Genomic DNA, 16,716 nt, shown 5'->3' on the forward strand with positions numbered 1-16,716 from the left:
TGTTGTTCGAAAGAATGCGCGAACGAGGTAATGATGAGATCTGGGACTCCACTTTTTAGATTACGGAACGGTAGCGGCGTTCGTCATCGGTTCTGCCAATGTGGGAACCTCGCGATTACCATGAGGGCTTCGGGTTCGAGCGGCGCCGGACGACGTACTGATATACGCGTAGGTAGCGGCTATCGCCCGACATCCGTTGAGCTTCCGCGGTCCGTCTGGGGCGACGTCCTCGATGGCACTGTGTTCCTACTGCTGCGGCTGCCTCACCCGCGACGCGCGTTGAGATCGACTCGGTCGCGCGCCCATCATAACGCAGACCACGTGGCGTCGCCCGCTGTTCTCGCTTGGCTTTCGCCGGCTCGCTTGGCCACAGCGCTGACCACGGCTGGCTTGCAAATCTCCCAAGCCCCCGACAAGCTGCCGTTTTTAACAACGCTCTTCGTTCGCTTTCCGAATGCTAGTTCGATCGGGCCCGGCTTGGGCCGTCAGCGCGACCGGACCGCGAGTTGATTGTGCAAAACCGCAAGCAAAAAGCGGCGATCCGAGTGGTGATCGCGTTTGTGCTTCCGCTCTGGTTGAAGCAGCCCGTGCGCGCTACGATTGTCCTCGTCGGCTTCATGGGAGCGGCGGTGGCCGATCTGTTCATGCCGATTTACTCGGGTCATTTGGTCGATGCATTGAGGTCGGGTCCGTCCGACCCCGCCGCTCAACATGCGGCGCTGGTCGCGTTCGGCGGCATCGTCTCGCTCGGCCTGCTCTCGGTGGCTCTGCAGCTCGCGGGCGGGCTGGCGAAAGTACCGTTCACACTGAAGACCATGTCGGATGTGGTGCAGGAGACCTTCATGCGGGTCCAGCGATTCGAAACCGACTGGCACGCCAACCGCTTTGCTGGTTCGGTCATGCGCAAGATCACGCGCGGCATGTGGGCGCTGGATGTGCTCAACACGACAGTCTTGGCCGCGCTCTTGCCCTCGCTAGCCGTGCTGACCGGCTCCGTGATCCTGCTCGGTCTGCATTGGCCATTGTTCGGCGGAGTGCTGGCGTTTGGCGGGGTGAGCTATCTCGTGATGACGGCAGTATTTACGATCGGCTATATCGCACCGGCGGCGCGTGTCTCGAGCGCCTGGGACAGCAAGCTAGCCGGCGCCATGACGGATGCGCTCACTTGCAATGCGGTGGTGAAATCCTTCGGTGCGGAGGCGCGCGAGGATGCGCTTCTCCACACAATTGTCAGCCGCTGGCGCAGGCGAGCCAGGCACGCCCGTCAGCGCTATAGCGCGACTCAGGCGGCGCAACTCGTCGTGCTTTTGTGCTTTCGCGCTTCGGTGATCGGTGGTGCTATCCTGCTGTGGCTCAAGGGGCGCGCCACGCCAGGTGACGTCACTTATGTCTTGACGAGCTACTACGTGATCCACGCCTATCTGCGCGAGGTCGGTTGGTATATCTACACCCTGCAGCAATCGGTGGACGAAATCGAGGAGCTGGTGGCCGTTCTCGGCGAGCCATTCGGCATTGATGATGCGCCCGGCGCCCGGCCGATCGAAATCCGGAAAGGAAGGATCACGTTTGAGGAGGTCACCTTCCTCCACCGCGGCCATCGCGCGCCGCTCTATGATGGGCTCTCGGTCGATTTGCGTGCGGGCGAGCGGGTCGGCCTCGTCGGCTGTTCGGGCTCCGGAAAGACGACGTTCGTCAAATTGATCCAGCGAGTGTATGATGTGTCAGCGGGAAGGATCTTGATCGACGGTCAGGATATCGCGAAAGCAACGCAGCGCTCCCTGCGCAGCCAGATCGCGATTGTGCAGCAGGAGCCGATCCTCTTCCACCGCTCGCTAGCGGAGAACATCGCCTATGGCCGGCCCGGCGCCACGATGGCGGCGATCGAGCAGGCGGCGCGGCAGGCCAACGCGGATGAATTTATCATGCGGCTGCCATTGGGCTATGGTACGCTGGTGGGCGAGCGCGGCGTCAAGCTCTCCGGCGGCGAGCGGCAGCGCGTGGCCTTGGCGCGCGCCTTCTTGACGGATGCACCGGTATTGATCCTGGACGAGGCGACATCAAGCCTTGATTCGGAATCGGAGGCTCTTATTCAGAAAGCGATGGAGAATCTGATGAATGGGCGTACATCGATCGTGATCGCCCACCGCCTTTCGACGGTACGTAGGCTCGATCGCATTCTGGTTTTCGACCGCGGCAGGATCGTTGAGCAAGGTACGCATCTCGAGCTTATCAAGCAGCCCGGAGGCACATACCGCGCGCTGTTCGAGCGGCAGGCCGGCGGCTTCGGTCAGATCTCCGCTGCAGAATAGCACCGACCCTGAAAGTTGACTGCGATGGAGCCGGCAGCCTCGTCGGATCGCAATCCGCCACCATTGCCTCGTGTCGGTTCGATCGGTTTGCTGGCAGAGGTGGAGTCGGCCGGGCGTGACCGCTTTGTCGTTGAGTAAGATTGGTCCTTCACGCGCCGCATATCGCGCGCCCAGCGTCGCGTCATGAGGCTGTGACCGACGGTTTCCGGCTGGCTCGAGAACCATGGCCAAGGAATAATGTAGCGCAGGTGCGCGCGGTGGACTTCATGGGCAAGCGCGGCTGCCACCAGGCAAAACCAATTGGCGGCTGAGCGTGATGAGCTTGGAAGATAGTTTGCGATCTGGGGGAGGAACCGATTGTTGCCAGGGAGAACTTGGGGATCGAACCGTTGAATGCGGGTCGAATGGATCTTGCGGACGCATCGAGTAGCTGAGTGTGTTGAACGTGTGCCACGAACAATATGCCGTCATGGCGTGTGTCAGCCGGCTCGCAAGTTGACGTATGCTGTGGCACGATGTCGCTGCGAACTGTGCGCTCGTACTGAGTATCGAGGACGTATCGCGCCGGAGGTCGAGATGGCCGTCGTTGAGCTGGCGATCGACCAGCCCGCCTGGGGTCAGGTGCGAGTAAGCAATGAACTCAGGAGCCGCGGCCTGTCGATCTCCCGTTCGGCATGCGGCTTCACGACCGCGCCAACGTCAAGAAGCGGCTGACGGCGCTGGAGGCCATGATAGCCCAGGCGGGTGCTGAACGAGGACTAGCTCGTTGCGTTGGAAGAGGACAATACCGAGAAGGATCACGTGCGTACTCGGGGCGCCGCCTCGTCCACTCCAGGTCCGGCAGCGGGCTGGGGTCCGGGGTGGCTTGGAAACCAGGGCGTGGGCGGGCTGCGCGACGAGCCGCGCTTCGAACGCGACCGCCGACCCGCCACCTGGTACGCCGCCGCCCTTGCCAAGGCGATGACTTCGAATTCCTGATCTACGACGCAGGGTCCAATGTTCTTGTCGAGTGTTTCGACGGAGTCAGTCAGCGTGCCCTTTGGGATCGCAAGTCCTTGTCAAGGCGGTGGCACCGCAACCAAGACGCGGGAGACGCCCCTTGCGTTGTGCGCAGCCCTCTTGCGATATGTATCGTGCGCGTCTCGCCGGCAGTGTGTCGCTCGATGAAAGAGCCGATATCGGCCCTTGGGGCGGCTACGCTGCGACAGGCGCCCGCCAATTCTTCTTATCGGTGAGGAGCGCGAAGAAGCGCTCCTTCTCCATCCTAGGCAGAGCGACGCAAGACGACTGCGGATCAACGATTGCGGACTGATGGCTCGGGGCACTAGCGGGGCACAATGACCATCGCAAAGCATGCACGAGTATGCTTGAGAATGCGATGCGCCGGAAAATCGGCTCCCTAATACCTCTCTTCTCCTCTACGTATGGTGTCATCTTGTCGCTGCTAGTTCGGAGGGGGCCAGCGTTTCAGAGGCAAAGCTTTGCATTGACTAGTCGTGAGATGAACGTGCCAAAGTCGGGCATGTGGCTTGAGTCCGCGCGTGCCAGGTCACGGTGTAATTGCTGGACGGGGCTTAGAACACGGCGTCAACACCGCACTCGGTCAGGATGGCAGGGTGGCGTATGCCCGATGGTATGGGAACGCCAGGGGTGCAGCGTCGGCCGTAATCTGTGGGCACGTGAACCATGTCATCTGAGGATACGTCCCTCTGAAACTGCATCCGAACGCATTGAAATCGACATTTCGTACGCATTCAGCCTTTCTCCACGTCTCTGTAAAAACCATGGATGTCTTGGGTGTAAGCTCGTTTGCTATTGATGCGTGATTTCATTGATCCCAATCTCCGGTAGCGCCGCTTTGCCTGTTCGATGACAGCACAATCGGCCGTAGCTTCTCCTAGGGCTTAAAGGCTTGAACGGAGTGACGCAGAGATAGCAATCAAATACGCAGTCGATGTGGCGCAACGGCCTTCTGGCAGATGTTGCGATACGGCTGATGAACTACTTTACTGGCGCGCGTTGGCGGGCGCTGATGCGAACGTAGCGATAGGAGGGCGAGCATCTGCCGGTGTCACGACATCGATCAGCAGTGGACGTCGCAGTCTCCGGCTTTTCTGGAGCGCAATGTCGAATTCTGCCGGCGTAGTGACCCTTATGCCGTCGCAGTTTAGTGTGCGTGCCAGCTCCGCATAATTGACGGGGGTAAAAGACGTCTCGACTGTCTTGCCGAAACGATGGATCTCGTAGTGCTTCTGAAAGCCTAGTATGCCGTTATTGAGCACGATCACGCAGATCGGCACGTTGTAGCGCGCCGCCGTCTCCATCTCCATCGCAACATAGGAGAAGCCGCCGTCACCGGTGACGCAAAACACAGCTGCTTCCGGCTTAGCGAACTTGGCTCCGATTGCCGCTGGCACGCCCCATCCGAGACCGGCGAAGCCACGCGGCGCAAGGAACTTGCGACCCGCCTTCTTGTAGCGCAACAGGTCCATGCCCCAAGCCGACGAATAACTCGCATCCGTGGTTACAATGTCGTCTTCGCCAAGGATGGCATTGAGGGATCTATAAATGAGGCGTGGGTCGATCTCACCAGAGCTCATGTTGATCGCTTCAAAATCCGCGTGCCAGGCCGAGATCTTAGATTGCAGATCGCGAGTCCAGGCAGATGGCTTTGTTCGCGGGGCTAGCGACTGACCAAGTTGATCAATTGCCAACTTTGCATCAGCGGCGATCTCAAGCGCAGGATAAGTTCGGCCAAGCTCTACTGGATCGATGTCGATATGGATGATCTGCTGGCCGACTGAAGGGACGGTCCAATCGCTTGTCGCGATTGAGTCAGTTTTTGTACCCACGAGGATTACCAGATCTGCTTCGCGAATGGCTTGGTTCGCGATCCATCCCCGCGCCTCAAAACCCGCCGTGTAAGCACCGACCACGCCGGCGGCCAGCGGATGCGTCTCGGCAATGGCCCCTTTGCCCAACGGTGTAGTCGCGACTGGAATCTGTAGCCGCTCCGCAAACGCTTGCAGCGCCTCGTAACCCTGAGAGAGATGTAGCCCGCCACCGGCAATGACTATCGGACGAGAGGCAGACTCAATCTGCTGCACGGCTATGTTAATGAGCGCCGGATCTGCCGCCATGCGTACGCGAGGATAGGTAGCTGGCTCGGTGATGTGTGCGGGATTGACGGGACCGTTGGTCAGAGCGAAATCTGGGAAGGTAAGCAGAACAGGTCCTGGTCGACCTGTCGTTGCCACGCGCATCGCATGAGCGACGTACTCAGCAGTTCGCTCGGGAGTATCGACCCGCCTGCCCCACTTGGTCACCTGCTCAAATAGGCGGACGTGGTCAATACCTTGTATGGGGTTGCGGTCAATATTTGCAGTTGCGACGTCGTTGACGAGGGCCAATACCGGCGTAGACGAGTTATAGGCCTCCGCTAGGCCTGAAACCAGATTCGTTGCGCCAGGACCGCGAATTGCGCTACACACTCCAACTCGACCTGATGCCCTGGCGAACGCGTCGGCCATAACTGCGCCTGCGCGCTCATCGTGGATTGTGATTGCCCTGATGCTCGGATCCAAGTCAATGTATAACGGCGCAGGGGTATCCATGCCGAAAATATGTGTTACACCAAGCTTGACGAGCGTATCACTTACGGCCTGAGCACCTGTTGTGTTACTTTTGTTAGACATAGCGTTCCTTGCGAATTTGCTTTCGAAGATTGGCGAACATTTACCGGCGCGCACGGCGCGGCAAAACGCGAGAGTTCTAGCGCTTTGACGTGAAGAGAACCTTCACGTTATGACATATCCTCCGTTTGGACTTAGCACCTGTCCGGTAATGAAGGACGCCTCGTCCCCAGCCAGGAAGGCAATAGCTTCGCCCATTTCCCGCGGTTGAGCGTACCGCCCGAGCGGGATTGTCTTAGCCTTGGCGGCGCGTGACTCCGGTGCGTCATTGCGCACCGTCATCTCAGTCTCCGTATGACCAGGTGCAACGACATTGACGCGGATATTCCAGGGCGCGAATTCCTTGGCCCAACCCTTGGAGAGCGCGAGGATAGCGCCCTTCGCCGCGTTGTAAGTCGCGCCTTCGGTCCAACCAACAAGTGCCTGGATCGACGAGAGATTGACAATGCTCCCTGAGCCCCGACGCTTCATGTCGACGATGACCGCTTGCGTGGTCCAGAGAGTCCCGCCGACATGTATTCCAATCGAACGCTGGAACATTTCCTCTGTGACTTTCTCAATAGGACATCGGTCGGACGCAATTCCAGCATTATTGATCAAGGCGTCGATTTGGCCAAAGCGACCCACCACGGCCGCCACGACATCATGCATACTCTCGCGATTGGAAACATCGGCGACATAGCTGTGCGCATCAACGCCTAGCTCGCGGATGAGCACAGCGGTTTCGTCTGCCGTCGCCTCATCAATGTCGTGCACGGCCACGTCGAAACCACGACCACCGAGCAAGACAGCAGTCGCCTTGCCGATTCCGCGACCCGCACCAGTAACCAACGCAACTTTCCGCCTGCCTTCGGACATCGTAATTCTCTTTCTCGGATCCTAGCTGGGACACTTCAATACGAACTAGAGCTTCCTCAAAGCTCAGACTCCTAGTCGAGCGAAGCTCACGCCCGCACTATGGGCACGCTGGCATAGCCAGCGAGATAGCGCGTGGCCGCAAAGCTCTTCCCTGGGTAGGCTCCCGCGGAGCGGTTGCCTGTGTCGCGCCGGGCAGTTTTGCCACCCGATCGCTACGCTATGCTCTCGCTGGCTCCGACTTCAGGGGCTGGTTTCCGGAAGGGACCCGTGTTGCGTGACATTTTTTCCTCTTGGCCATACCATCGTTGCACAGCAAAGTTTGTGCCAGTGAACAATGGCCTCTCGCCCAGCAATGACCAATTTAAGCGGGGAACTCGGAAGATTATTGGTCTAAGAAGGGTGAGCGGCGCCGCTCGCCCTCGGCGCTTCTTGAGAGGCGAGCGATGCGGCTCCCGATGGCTCGACCGACTCAGATCAATTCGTTGAACTTGACGCAGTGCCCACGTGCTGGTGCCGGCCGACGTGGGGCACGTCAGGTAGATTCGACTCGCCCATACTGGATGTCGGACAAGGATAAAGCTTTGTCAGATTCAATGCAGTGAGCGTCTTTGTCGGCAAGTCGTTTTCCGTGGCCAATCAGGGAATAGCCAGGTATAATTGGCATGAACATTGCTGCATGAACTGAAGCCGTCAGACCGGCCGATTGAGGATCACGATCAGCTTGCGCATGCGGGCGGTGAGTACAACCTTCGGTTCTTTGCCGTTGACGATCAGCCGATGTAGAGGCCTTGAGCACTGGATTGTGCCGTGACGCGGCTCCCACGCACTGTCAAGCAAGGTTTGCCTTGGCGCCAGCGCGCAGAATATTGGTCAGTGGATCATCGATCTCGTCGGGCTGACGAAGCGGGACAATGTTGCTGGTCTCGTTGATGGCGTATCGCTCTTCTACGCTGCCCATCCCATTCCGTCATCACCCACTTTCCTGCATAGTTCCCGACCCACCGGCTCTGTGCGCGCTCAAGCCCACTATGCGCCGATGATCGCCATTCTTGTTGAGAGTCTCAAGTATCTCCGGAATTCTGTCGTTCTAGAATGAACATATTGAGGTCTAGCGGGGCGATGATCCATCTCTCCCCTTGGATTCATCTCACGTCGTTTCGCACTCTTAATGTCTCATATCCGACATGCAAGTCCTCTCAGTGGCGCGCGTTGGCGGGCGCTGATGCGAACGTAGCGATAGGAGGGCGAGCATCTGCCGGTGTCACGACATCGATCAGCAGTGGACGTCGCAGTCTCCGGCTTTTCTGGAGCGCAATGTCGAATTCTGCCGGCGTAGTGACCCTTATGCCGTCGCAGTTTAGTGTGCGTGCCAGCTCCGCATAATTGACGGGGGTAAAAGACGTCTCGACTGTCTTGCCGAAACGATGGATCTCGTAGTGCTTCTGAAAGCCTAGTATGCCGTTATTGAGCACGATCACGCAGATCGGCACGTTGTAGCGCGCCGCCGTCTCCATCTCCATCGCAACATAGGAGAAGCCGCCGTCACCGGTGACGCAAAACACAGCTGCTTCCGGCTTAGCGAACTTGGCTCCGATTGCCGCTGGCACGCCCCATCCGAGACCGGCGAAGCCACGCGGCGCAAGGAACTTGCGACCCGCCTTCTTGTAGCGCAACAGGTCCATGCCCCAAGCCGACGAATAACTCGCATCCGTGGTTACAATGTCGTCTTCGCCAAGGATGGCATTGAGGGATCTATAAATGAGGCGTGGGTCGATCTCACCAGAGCTCATGTTGATCGCTTCAAAATCCGCGTGCCAGGCCGAGATCTTAGATTGCAGATCGCGAGTCCAGGCAGATGGCTTTGTTCGCGGGGCTAGCGACTGACCAAGTTGATCAATTGCCAACTTTGCATCAGCGGCGATCTCAAGCGCAGGATAAGTTCGGCCAAGCTCTACTGGATCGATGTCGATATGGATGATCTGCTGGCCGACTGAAGGGACGGTCCAATCGCTTGTCGCGATTGAGTCAGTTTTTGTACCCACGAGGATTACCAGATCTGCTTCGCGAATGGCTTGGTTCGCGATCCATCCCCGCGCCTCAAAACCCGCCGTGTAAGCACCGACCACGCCGGCGGCCAGCGGATGCGTCTCGGCAATGGCCCCTTTGCCCAACGGTGTAGTCGCGACTGGAATCTGTAGCCGCTCCGCAAACGCTTGCAGCGCCTCGTAACCCTGAGAGAGATGTAGCCCGCCACCGGCAATGACTATCGGACGAGAGGCAGACTCAATCTGCTGCACGGCTATGTTAATGAGCGCCGGATCTGCCGCCATGCGTACGCGAGGATAGGTAGCTGGCTCGGTGATGTGTGCGGGATTGACGGGACCGTTGGTCAGAGCGAAATCTGGGAAGGTAAGCAGAACAGGTCCTGGTCGACCTGTCGTTGCCACGCGCATCGCATGAGCGACGTACTCAGCAGTTCGCTCGGGAGTATCGACCCGCCTGCCCCACTTGGTCACCTGCTCAAATAGGCGGACGTGGTCAATACCTTGTATGGGGTTGCGGTCAATATTTGCAGTTGCGACGTCGTTGACGAGGGCCAATACCGGCGTAGACGAGTTATAGGCCTCCGCTAGGCCTGAAACCAGATTCGTTGCGCCAGGACCGCGAATTGCGCTACACACTCCAACTCGACCTGATGCCCTGGCGAACGCGTCGGCCATAACTGCGCCTGCGCGCTCATCGTGGATTGTGATTGCCCTGATGCTCGGATCCAAGTCAATGTATAACGGCGCAGGGGTATCCATGCCGAAAATATGTGTTACACCAAGCTTGACGAGCGTATCACTTACGGCCTGAGCACCTGTTGTGTTACTTTTGTTAGACATAGCGTTCCTTGCGAATTTGCTTTCGAAGATTGGCGAACATTTACCGGCGCGCACGGCGCGGCAAAACGCGAGAGTTCTAGCGCTTTGACGTGAAGAGAACCTTCACGTTATGACATATCCTCCGTTTGGACTTAGCACCTGTCCGGTAATGAAGGACGCCTCGTCCCCAGCCAGGAAGGCAATAGCTTCGCCCATTTCCCGCGGTTGAGCGTACCGCCCGAGCGGGATTGTCTTAGCCTTGGCGGCGCGTGACTCCGGTGCGTCATTGCGCACCGTCATCTCAGTCTCCGTATGACCAGGTGCAACGACATTGACGCGGATATTCCAGGGCGCGAATTCCTTGGCCCAACCCTTGGAGAGCGCGAGGATAGCGCCCTTCGCCGCGTTGTAAGTCGCGCCTTCGGTCCAACCAACAAGTGCCTGGATCGACGAGAGATTGACAATGCTCCCTGAGCCCCGACGCTTCATGTCGACGATGACCGCTTGCGTGGTCCAGAGAGTCCCGCCGACATGTATTCCAATCGAACGCTGGAACATTTCCTCTGTGACTTTCTCAATAGGACATCGGTCGGACGCAATTCCAGCATTATTGATCAAGGCGTCGATTTGGCCAAAGCGACCCACCACGGCCGCCACGACATCATGCATACTCTCGCGATTGGAAACATCGGCGACATAGCTGTGCGCATCAACGCCTAGCTCGCGGATGAGCACAGCGGTTTCGTCTGCCGTCGCCTCATCAATGTCGTGCACGGCCACGTCGAAACCACGACCACCGAGCAAGACAGCAGTCGCCTTGCCGATTCCGCGACCCGCACCAGTAACCAACGCAACTTTCCGCCTGCCTTCGGACATCGTAATTCTCTTTCTCGGATCCTAGCTGGGACACTTCAATACGAACTAGAGCTTCCTCAAAGCTCAGACTCCTAGTCGAGCGAAGCTCACGCCCGCACTATGGGCACGCTGGCATAGCCAGCGAGATAGCGCGTGGCCGGCCTCCTTGGCTCCAAGCACGTCGTGTTGAGTAGGGCTGCCGCGAGATGTTGCACAACTGTTGAAATGCGCTCGGCGGCACTTGGGCGAGTTCTTGCATAACCAGTATTTCCTAGGGTGGTCGCGATCGATCTGCGCGCCAATAGCGGTAGGATTGCAGAATTCTTCTGCATTGCTAATAGCGCAATGCCTTGCAAATAATGCAATTATCTATCGATGCTAATCCCACAATCACGCGAAAGATGACCGGCAATCCTGGGGGCTCATACTTGCACGTCATCAGGAAAACATGACCGGCGCGACTTGAGCCCTCCCAAGAATCCAGACCATCTACATTATCGATTAAGATGGATTGCTAGCGCCGCATCACCTGATCGCAGCGTGGACCGTGACCTTGCCCACGAGTTTGATCCCGTTTGAATTGCGTTCTGGCCCACGACGAGGACTAGCGCATGAATCGCGCTCGCTTTTCGGACAAGCCGAACACAGGGACCTTGAGGACAGTTGGACTCGCAAGGTCGGCGGCCGCGAGTCTCGATGCCACTCGGCTGAGGAAACGGCAGGATGAACAGACGCGGCTGAAGCAGTTGCTCCCCGGCACCCTCCTCTACAAGGCGGCTTTAAAGGATAGAAAGAAGTCGTGATGCCCCCGATTGAGCCGAAAAGCCGTCGCTCTCCCGCGACTTCTTCGTGATAAGCGAACGTTAGGTGTGGAAGCCGTCGGCCGCTCTCGGATAACCGTCCGAGATCAGACGACCCAAACTTCCACGGAGCGTCACCCCCGATCTCTGTTCGCTCATGCCCCAATAATCTGCCCGTCCCGGCCAGTCGGGCTGTGTTTCATTTAGCTCAGTGCCATGTTCTGAACGCGACACACGGAATCACAAATAGCGTCGGAGTTCGCAACGGTCTTATCTCTTCAAGCGGCGCATGATCGCGCCGCCGGTAGTGCGCCGATTACTAGGAAACTTAAAGCGGTGATATTGCAATTGGTCGCCCTCGACGAGGTGCTCACATGAAGCATGCGATCCAATGCTTACCATTGTCCGACGTTCTGGCACGCCGATTGCTGGAGAGCCGGCAAGGATCTTACGATCAACAGCGGTCTTGCGGACGCCGACGGAAACGGCGCCAATCTACAAGATGCGGGGCAATGACGTCTACAGTCAGCCAACACTGAGGGGGATACCATGCGGGTAGCTGTCGCGTGGAACGAGCTGATTGAGATCGAGGCACCCGGGCAGTATGATTTAGGGTGTTTTCGCACGATCAAGATTGCCGAGCTTGCAGTGCAGGCGAGCGGCACGAGAGTCTCTATGAATGAGAATAGAGTATTATTGGCTCTACTCGGGCGGCCTTGTCCGTAGGAAGCCTGCCCCGGGCACGATCGCCATAGCAAAATGGTGGGTACCAAGGTTCGCTGGAAGCGCGGGTTGTCCTACTGATTCAAATGTTGAAAGAGCACAGCTGTTAAAACCTCGATAGGGGCCTATGTTGTTGCAACCGACCAATCCACAGACAAAGGCAGTCGATCATGACTAAGTGTTTCCACACGCGAGAAGAACTTGACGCGTATGACGTGACTTCTGAAAGCTGGCAAGAAGCATTGCAGCGTCGCTACAGGACGCATCAGGACCTGAAAGGCATTCTCAATTTCGTGGAGGAAGTAGATATGTCGATCTATAACCATTTCGACATGCGTGTGACGCCATATCTGGCCCAGTTGATGGATCGCGACGACCCGAACTGTCCCCTTCGCAAGCAGTACATACCCTTCCAGCGAGAGCTAAATGTTCTGCCGTATGAAGTCGCCGATAGTCTGGCGGAGGATCATGGTATGCAGGGCAACAGCACTGTTGTTCATCGATATCCCAACCGCGTGCTGTTTCTCATTACGACCAACTGTGGGGCATATTGTCGTTACTGCACTCGCAAAAGGCTTGTTTCGCATGGAGAAAGGGCTATCAACAAGCAACAGCTTGAGAGCGGATTTCGGTACCTAGAAAGTCATCCAGAGATCGACGATTGTCTCCTGTCGGGCGGAGACCCTCTGTTTCTGAGCGACCGACATCTGGAACATGTGCTCAGCCAGATTAGGGCCAGAGCGCCGCACGTCAGATTTCTGCGCATCGGAAGTCGTTTGCCTGTACAACTACCAACTCGAATTACTCCTGAACTCTGTCGCATTCTCGAGCGATATGACGTGCAAATGCTTAACGTCCAGGTCAATCACCCCAAGGAAATCACTCCGCTCTTTGTCCAGCGCATTAAGATGCTACGGAAGACTGGCATGATGATCGGAAATCAATCAGTGCTATTGAAGGGAGTGAATGATGAAGTAACTACTTTGCGTGATCTGTGCATGAGGCTTCTCTCTTGCGGCATTCGTCCATACTACTGCTATTCTTGTGATGTTGCTGAGGGAAACCATTCGTATCAACTTCCGCTTGGCCGAATCCTAGAGTTATATCATGGCTTGCGAGGCTTCATTAGTGGTCCTGCGGTGCCGACTTTCGTGGTCGATGGTACGGGTGGCCTAGGCAAGATGCCGATAATCCCCGAGTACGTACGCGAGGTTGACAACAGCGAGATTTGGGCGACAAATTTTGAAGGTAAGGTTCGCCGCATGATTAATCTCGAAGCACGGGCTTCTGATAGTTGAAGTCGCTTGGGCAGAGGCGCCGACTCTGCCCTCAATTATCCAGGTCTGCGCGAGTTCGCCCGGAGGCGATCACCATATCGGTTTGTCGTGTTCTATGATCAGTGGCTCGAGCTCACGTGCCTCAAGTCGCCAGTAGAGCTGGAAAAGCTTCTTGTGTTTGATCAGATAGTCCAGACCCTATATTCGCGATCTGAGGTGACAGGCGGCTCGCCCCGCGGCAAGCTCCTATCGAGGGTTGCGCCGGATGGTCGAAGTGCTGGGTCGCGCCGAACTATCACGTAGAGCTCGTAGGTCATTATTGCTCCGTGCCCTCACGTCTGATCCGCGAAGAGCTCGAGGCGCGCCATAACCGACAGGGCGATCGAGATCCCGCACAAGGGCATCTGGGTGGCCAGCCATGCCCGCTCTGTGAGCGTCTCGAGAGGATCACCGTACACGGCCTTGACTTGCGCGGAATGGTTTGGATTGCCTGATGGAGCTGTGACGCTACCTTTGCGTGATGATGGTGATCACGGGTAGGGCGGGCAACGGGGACCTCGGAAGAGCAGCGAGTCGCAGCTACGCGAAAGCTTCGGAAGATCGAGGCGTTGTTCGGCGGGTGCCGGAACTGACGGTGAGCGCCTTGCGGCCGAGGCTGCGCTATAGCGGGTGCATGCCCGGGTCGTTGAGCTGGCCCGCCACGATCCGCCGATCGAGCAGCAATTCTCACTTCCTGACCAATGGTCGCGGCACATGTTTTTGGCGCTTTGCCGCCGGTACGGGCTGCGGCCATTTCGTTATCACCGCCCGCGACGCGACTCGGTGATGATTCGTACGACACGAGGATTTGTCGACAAAGTTCTGCCGCCGGAGTTCACCGAGGTGGAGAGAGCGTTTGCAAGTCTATCTGCACGAGGTGACGCTGGGTGCGAGGAGATCCATGACGATACCAGCGATGCGCAGGAAGTTCCAGGTGCCCCGCCGTCGAACTGATCATGCGGCGAGCTTTGCCTGCGAACTGTCGCGCCCGGCCTTCCAATTCCGCGGCAACAGCATGCGCAACTTATTGATCTTTGTATGTCCGGAGACGATGCGCTCGAGAACATCGGTCAGATAATGCCGTGGGTCGATGTCTTGCAGCTTTGCCGTGCTGATGAGCGACCCGAGAATGGCCCATGTCTCGGCGCCGCCTTCACTGCCGGCGAACAAGTACTTCTTCTTTCCCAGGCCTATCGGATTAATGCTGCGCTCGACCGCATTGCTGTCTATTTATGCGTTCGTCATCGATGAAGCTCCTTAGGCCGTCCCAATGGTTGAAGGTGTAGCGGATGGCCTTGCCCAGACCGGACGTATTCTTCCGTTGAGGGCCGCCTTGTTTGACGGACGCGAACGCTGAAGCGTCCTAGGGATAATCGTAGGAGAAGCGTTATGACGATTTCGAGGGCGGAGGTGATTACTGAGCTGCTGCCGGTTTGATGGACACCGAGTTGTTTCATGAAGCCGGAGGTGGTCATGCAGAGACGGAAGTTCAGTCGAGAGTTCAAGGTCGAGGCGGTCAAGCTTGTCAGGGAACGAGGGGTATCGGTGGCGCAAGCGGGCCGAGAACCTGGGCGTCCATGAGAACGTGCTGCGCAAATGGGTGAAGGAGTTCGGCTCTGATCCTGTTCAGGCCTTTCCCGGCCACGGGTAAATGAAGCCTGAACAATTGGAAATCGAGCGGCTGCGGCGCGAGGTCACGAAGCTGAAGGCGGAGCGGGACATCCAAAAGACTGTCACGGGCCGTTGCCCGCCTGCGCGCGGTAGAAACAGCCCGTGCTATCTTCGCATTGCGGAGGGTAGCGGCCGTCGGCTTATTGGAGGCTTGTCCCCGTAAAAAAACGTGGTCCATGGGCGTATGCGAACTTGAGGGTGGCGACCCCGCCCCGGCGGCGATCCCGATTAGGAAGATGATGATTGGCATAGCCCAGACCCTCCCGCCCATATTTTGACGGAGGATTGCGATGCCAAAGACGAAGACCGGCGACCGTCCGGAATTGAAGCCGGTCAATGTTGGAGCAGCGGCCATAGACATCGGATCAAAAATGCACATGGCAGCGGTCAATCCAGCCTGCACGGGCACCCCTGTGCGGGAGTTTGCCACATACACAGGACCTGCATGATCTGGCCGACTGGTTCAAAGCGTGCGGAGTGACTAGCGTCGCGATGGAATCAACCGGGGTCTATTGGATCCCTGCCTAGGAAGTTCTCGAGCAGTGCGGCTTTGAGGTGATTCTAGTCAACGCGCGTTATGCCAAGAACGTGCCGGGGCGCAAGACGGACGTCAGCGATGCCGCTTGGCTGCGTCAGCTACATTCCTATGGCCTGCTGCGCGGCAGCTTCCGCCCTGATGCCGAGATCGCCACCCTGCGGGCTTATCTGCGTCAGCGGGAGCGGTTGGTAGAATACGCCGCCGCCCACATTCAATACATACTCCATCACGTGGTGTCAGACATCACCGGAGCGACCGGAATGCGGATTATCCGAACCATTGTGGCGGGTGAGCGCAATCCCGACGTGTTGGCAACCTTCCGCGATGTGCGCTGCCATTCCTCCATCGAAACGATCCGCGCCGCGCTGGCGGGCAATGACCGGCGTGAACATATCTTTGCCCTGACTCAATCGCTGGAGCTCTACGACACCTATCAGGCCAAGATGCTCGACTGCGATCGCGAGCTGGAATCCTTGATAGCGGCGCTTACAGACAAAGGGGCCAAGCCCGTCGGCAAGCTCTCCAGGCCGCGAGTGAAGACCAAGCAGGTCAATACACCAGCGTTCGATGTGAGGACCGCTTTATACGGCGTCCTCGGCGTCGATCTGACTGAAATCCATGGGTTGGGTCCGTCACTCGCGTTAAAGCTCATTGGCGAGTGCGGTACCGATCTGAGAGCATGGCCGAGCGCCAACCACTTCACCTCTTGGCTGTGCCTCGCACCGAGTAACAAGATCTCCGGGGGCAAGGTGCTCTCTTCGCGGACAAGAAGATCCTCCAGTAGGCAACTGCGCTGCTGCGGCTGGCAGCCACGACCATAGGACGGAGCGATACGGCGCTTGGAGCCTTCTATCGTCAGCTATCCTCACGTGCCGGCAAAGCGAAGGCCGTGACGGCGACTGCCCGCAAGATTGCTGTTCTGTTCTACAACACCCTAAGGCACGGCATGACCTACCGCGATCCCGGCGCTCACCACTATGAGGAACAATACCGCAGCCGGGTCCTTGCCAATCTTAAGCGTCGCGCCAAGTCGTTGGGCTTCGTCTTGCAAGCTGTTTCAGGCGACGCTGAGTTGGCTGTTTCTTAGGAA

8 protein-coding genes and 3 pseudogenes are annotated in these 16,716 nt (G+C 57.8%); 4 read left to right on the forward strand and 7 right to left on the reverse strand.

Annotation, left to right across the window (positions count from 1 at the left end):
- The first annotated feature begins 512 nt into the window (after positions 1 to 512).
- Positions 513 to 2,309, forward strand: a complete 1,797-nt coding sequence (locus ACVWYQ_RS17265; RefSeq protein WP_456726084.1) for an ABC transporter ATP-binding protein — start codon at positions 513 to 515, stop codon at positions 2,307 to 2,309.
- Positions 2,310 to 4,315: 2,006 nt separating this feature from the next.
- Here the strand turns inward: ACVWYQ_RS17265 and ACVWYQ_RS17270 are convergent.
- From ACVWYQ_RS17270 to ACVWYQ_RS17290, 5 genes are all read right to left on the reverse strand, one after another.
- Positions 4,316 to 6,004 carry a thiamine pyrophosphate-binding protein gene (locus ACVWYQ_RS17270; RefSeq protein WP_456726085.1) on the reverse strand — a complete coding sequence of 563 codons (1,689 nt, stop codon included), beginning with the start codon at positions 6,002 to 6,004 and terminating at the stop codon, positions 4,316 to 4,318.
- Positions 6,005 to 6,106: 102 nt separating this feature from the next.
- Positions 6,107 to 6,859, reverse strand: a complete 753-nt coding sequence (locus ACVWYQ_RS17275; protein WP_456726086.1) for an SDR family NAD(P)-dependent oxidoreductase — start codon at positions 6,857 to 6,859, stop codon at positions 6,107 to 6,109.
- Positions 6,860 to 7,688: 829 nt separating this feature from the next.
- A complete protein-coding gene (locus ACVWYQ_RS17280; protein ID WP_456727243.1) occupies positions 7,689 to 7,817 on the reverse strand; it encodes a hypothetical protein in 129 nt (42 codons plus the stop codon).
- Between the two features lie 238 nt (positions 7,818 to 8,055).
- Positions 8,056 to 9,744 (reverse strand): thiamine pyrophosphate-binding protein, encoded by a 1,689-nt coding sequence (locus ACVWYQ_RS17285; RefSeq protein ID WP_456726087.1) that lies wholly within the window; start codon positions 9,742 to 9,744, stop codon positions 8,056 to 8,058.
- 102 nt (positions 9,745 to 9,846) lie between these two features.
- Entirely contained in the window at positions 9,847 to 10,599 is a 753-nt protein-coding gene (locus ACVWYQ_RS17290) for an SDR family NAD(P)-dependent oxidoreductase (RefSeq protein WP_456726086.1), read from the reverse strand.
- Positions 10,600 to 12,271: 1,672 nt separating this feature from the next.
- On the opposite strand from ACVWYQ_RS17290, the gene ACVWYQ_RS17295 reads away from it, so the two are divergent.
- Positions 12,272 to 13,399: a KamA family radical SAM protein gene (locus ACVWYQ_RS17295; RefSeq protein WP_456726088.1), complete on the forward strand. Its 1,128-nt coding sequence runs from the start codon at positions 12,272 to 12,274 to the stop codon at positions 13,397 to 13,399.
- Between the two features lie 972 nt (positions 13,400 to 14,371).
- Here ACVWYQ_RS17295 and ACVWYQ_RS17300 read toward each other — a convergent pair.
- On the reverse strand, positions 14,372 to 14,587 hold the full coding sequence (locus tag ACVWYQ_RS17300) for a transposase domain-containing protein (RefSeq protein ID WP_456726089.1): 216 nt from the start codon (positions 14,585 to 14,587) through the stop codon (positions 14,372 to 14,374).
- 12 nt (positions 14,588 to 14,599) lie between these two features.
- Positions 14,600 to 14,647: pseudogene (locus ACVWYQ_RS17305) on the reverse strand (hypothetical protein); the annotation flags it as partial.
- 243 nt (positions 14,648 to 14,890) lie between these two features.
- Here ACVWYQ_RS17305 and ACVWYQ_RS17310 point away from each other — a divergent pair.
- Positions 14,891 to 15,146, forward strand: a pseudogene (locus tag ACVWYQ_RS17310) (transposase); the annotation flags it as partial.
- Positions 15,147 to 15,378: 232 nt separating this feature from the next.
- Positions 15,379 to 16,713: pseudogene (locus ACVWYQ_RS17315) on the forward strand (IS110 family RNA-guided transposase).
- Positions 16,714 to 16,716: the final 3 nt, after the last annotated feature.

Source organism: Bradyrhizobium sp. USDA 3397 (genome assembly GCF_054060965.1).

Coding starts and splice junctions, on each gene's coding strand:
- ACVWYQ_RS17270 (WP_456726085.1), bottom strand. CDS start 6,004: ATGTCTAACAAAAGTAACACAACAGGTGCTCAGGCCGTAAGTGATACG.
- ACVWYQ_RS17275 (WP_456726086.1), bottom strand. CDS start 6,859: ATGTCCGAAGGCAGGCGGAAAGTTGCGTTGGTTACTGGTGCGGGTCGC.
- ACVWYQ_RS17280 (WP_456727243.1), bottom strand. CDS start 7,817: ATGGGCAGCGTAGAAGAGCGATACGCCATCAACGAGACCAGCAACATT.
- ACVWYQ_RS17285 (WP_456726087.1), bottom strand. CDS start 9,744: ATGTCTAACAAAAGTAACACAACAGGTGCTCAGGCCGTAAGTGATACG.
- ACVWYQ_RS17290 (WP_456726086.1), bottom strand. CDS start 10,599: ATGTCCGAAGGCAGGCGGAAAGTTGCGTTGGTTACTGGTGCGGGTCGC.
- ACVWYQ_RS17295 (WP_456726088.1), top strand. CDS start 12,272: ATGACTAAGTGTTTCCACACGCGAGAAGAACTTGACGCGTATGACGTG.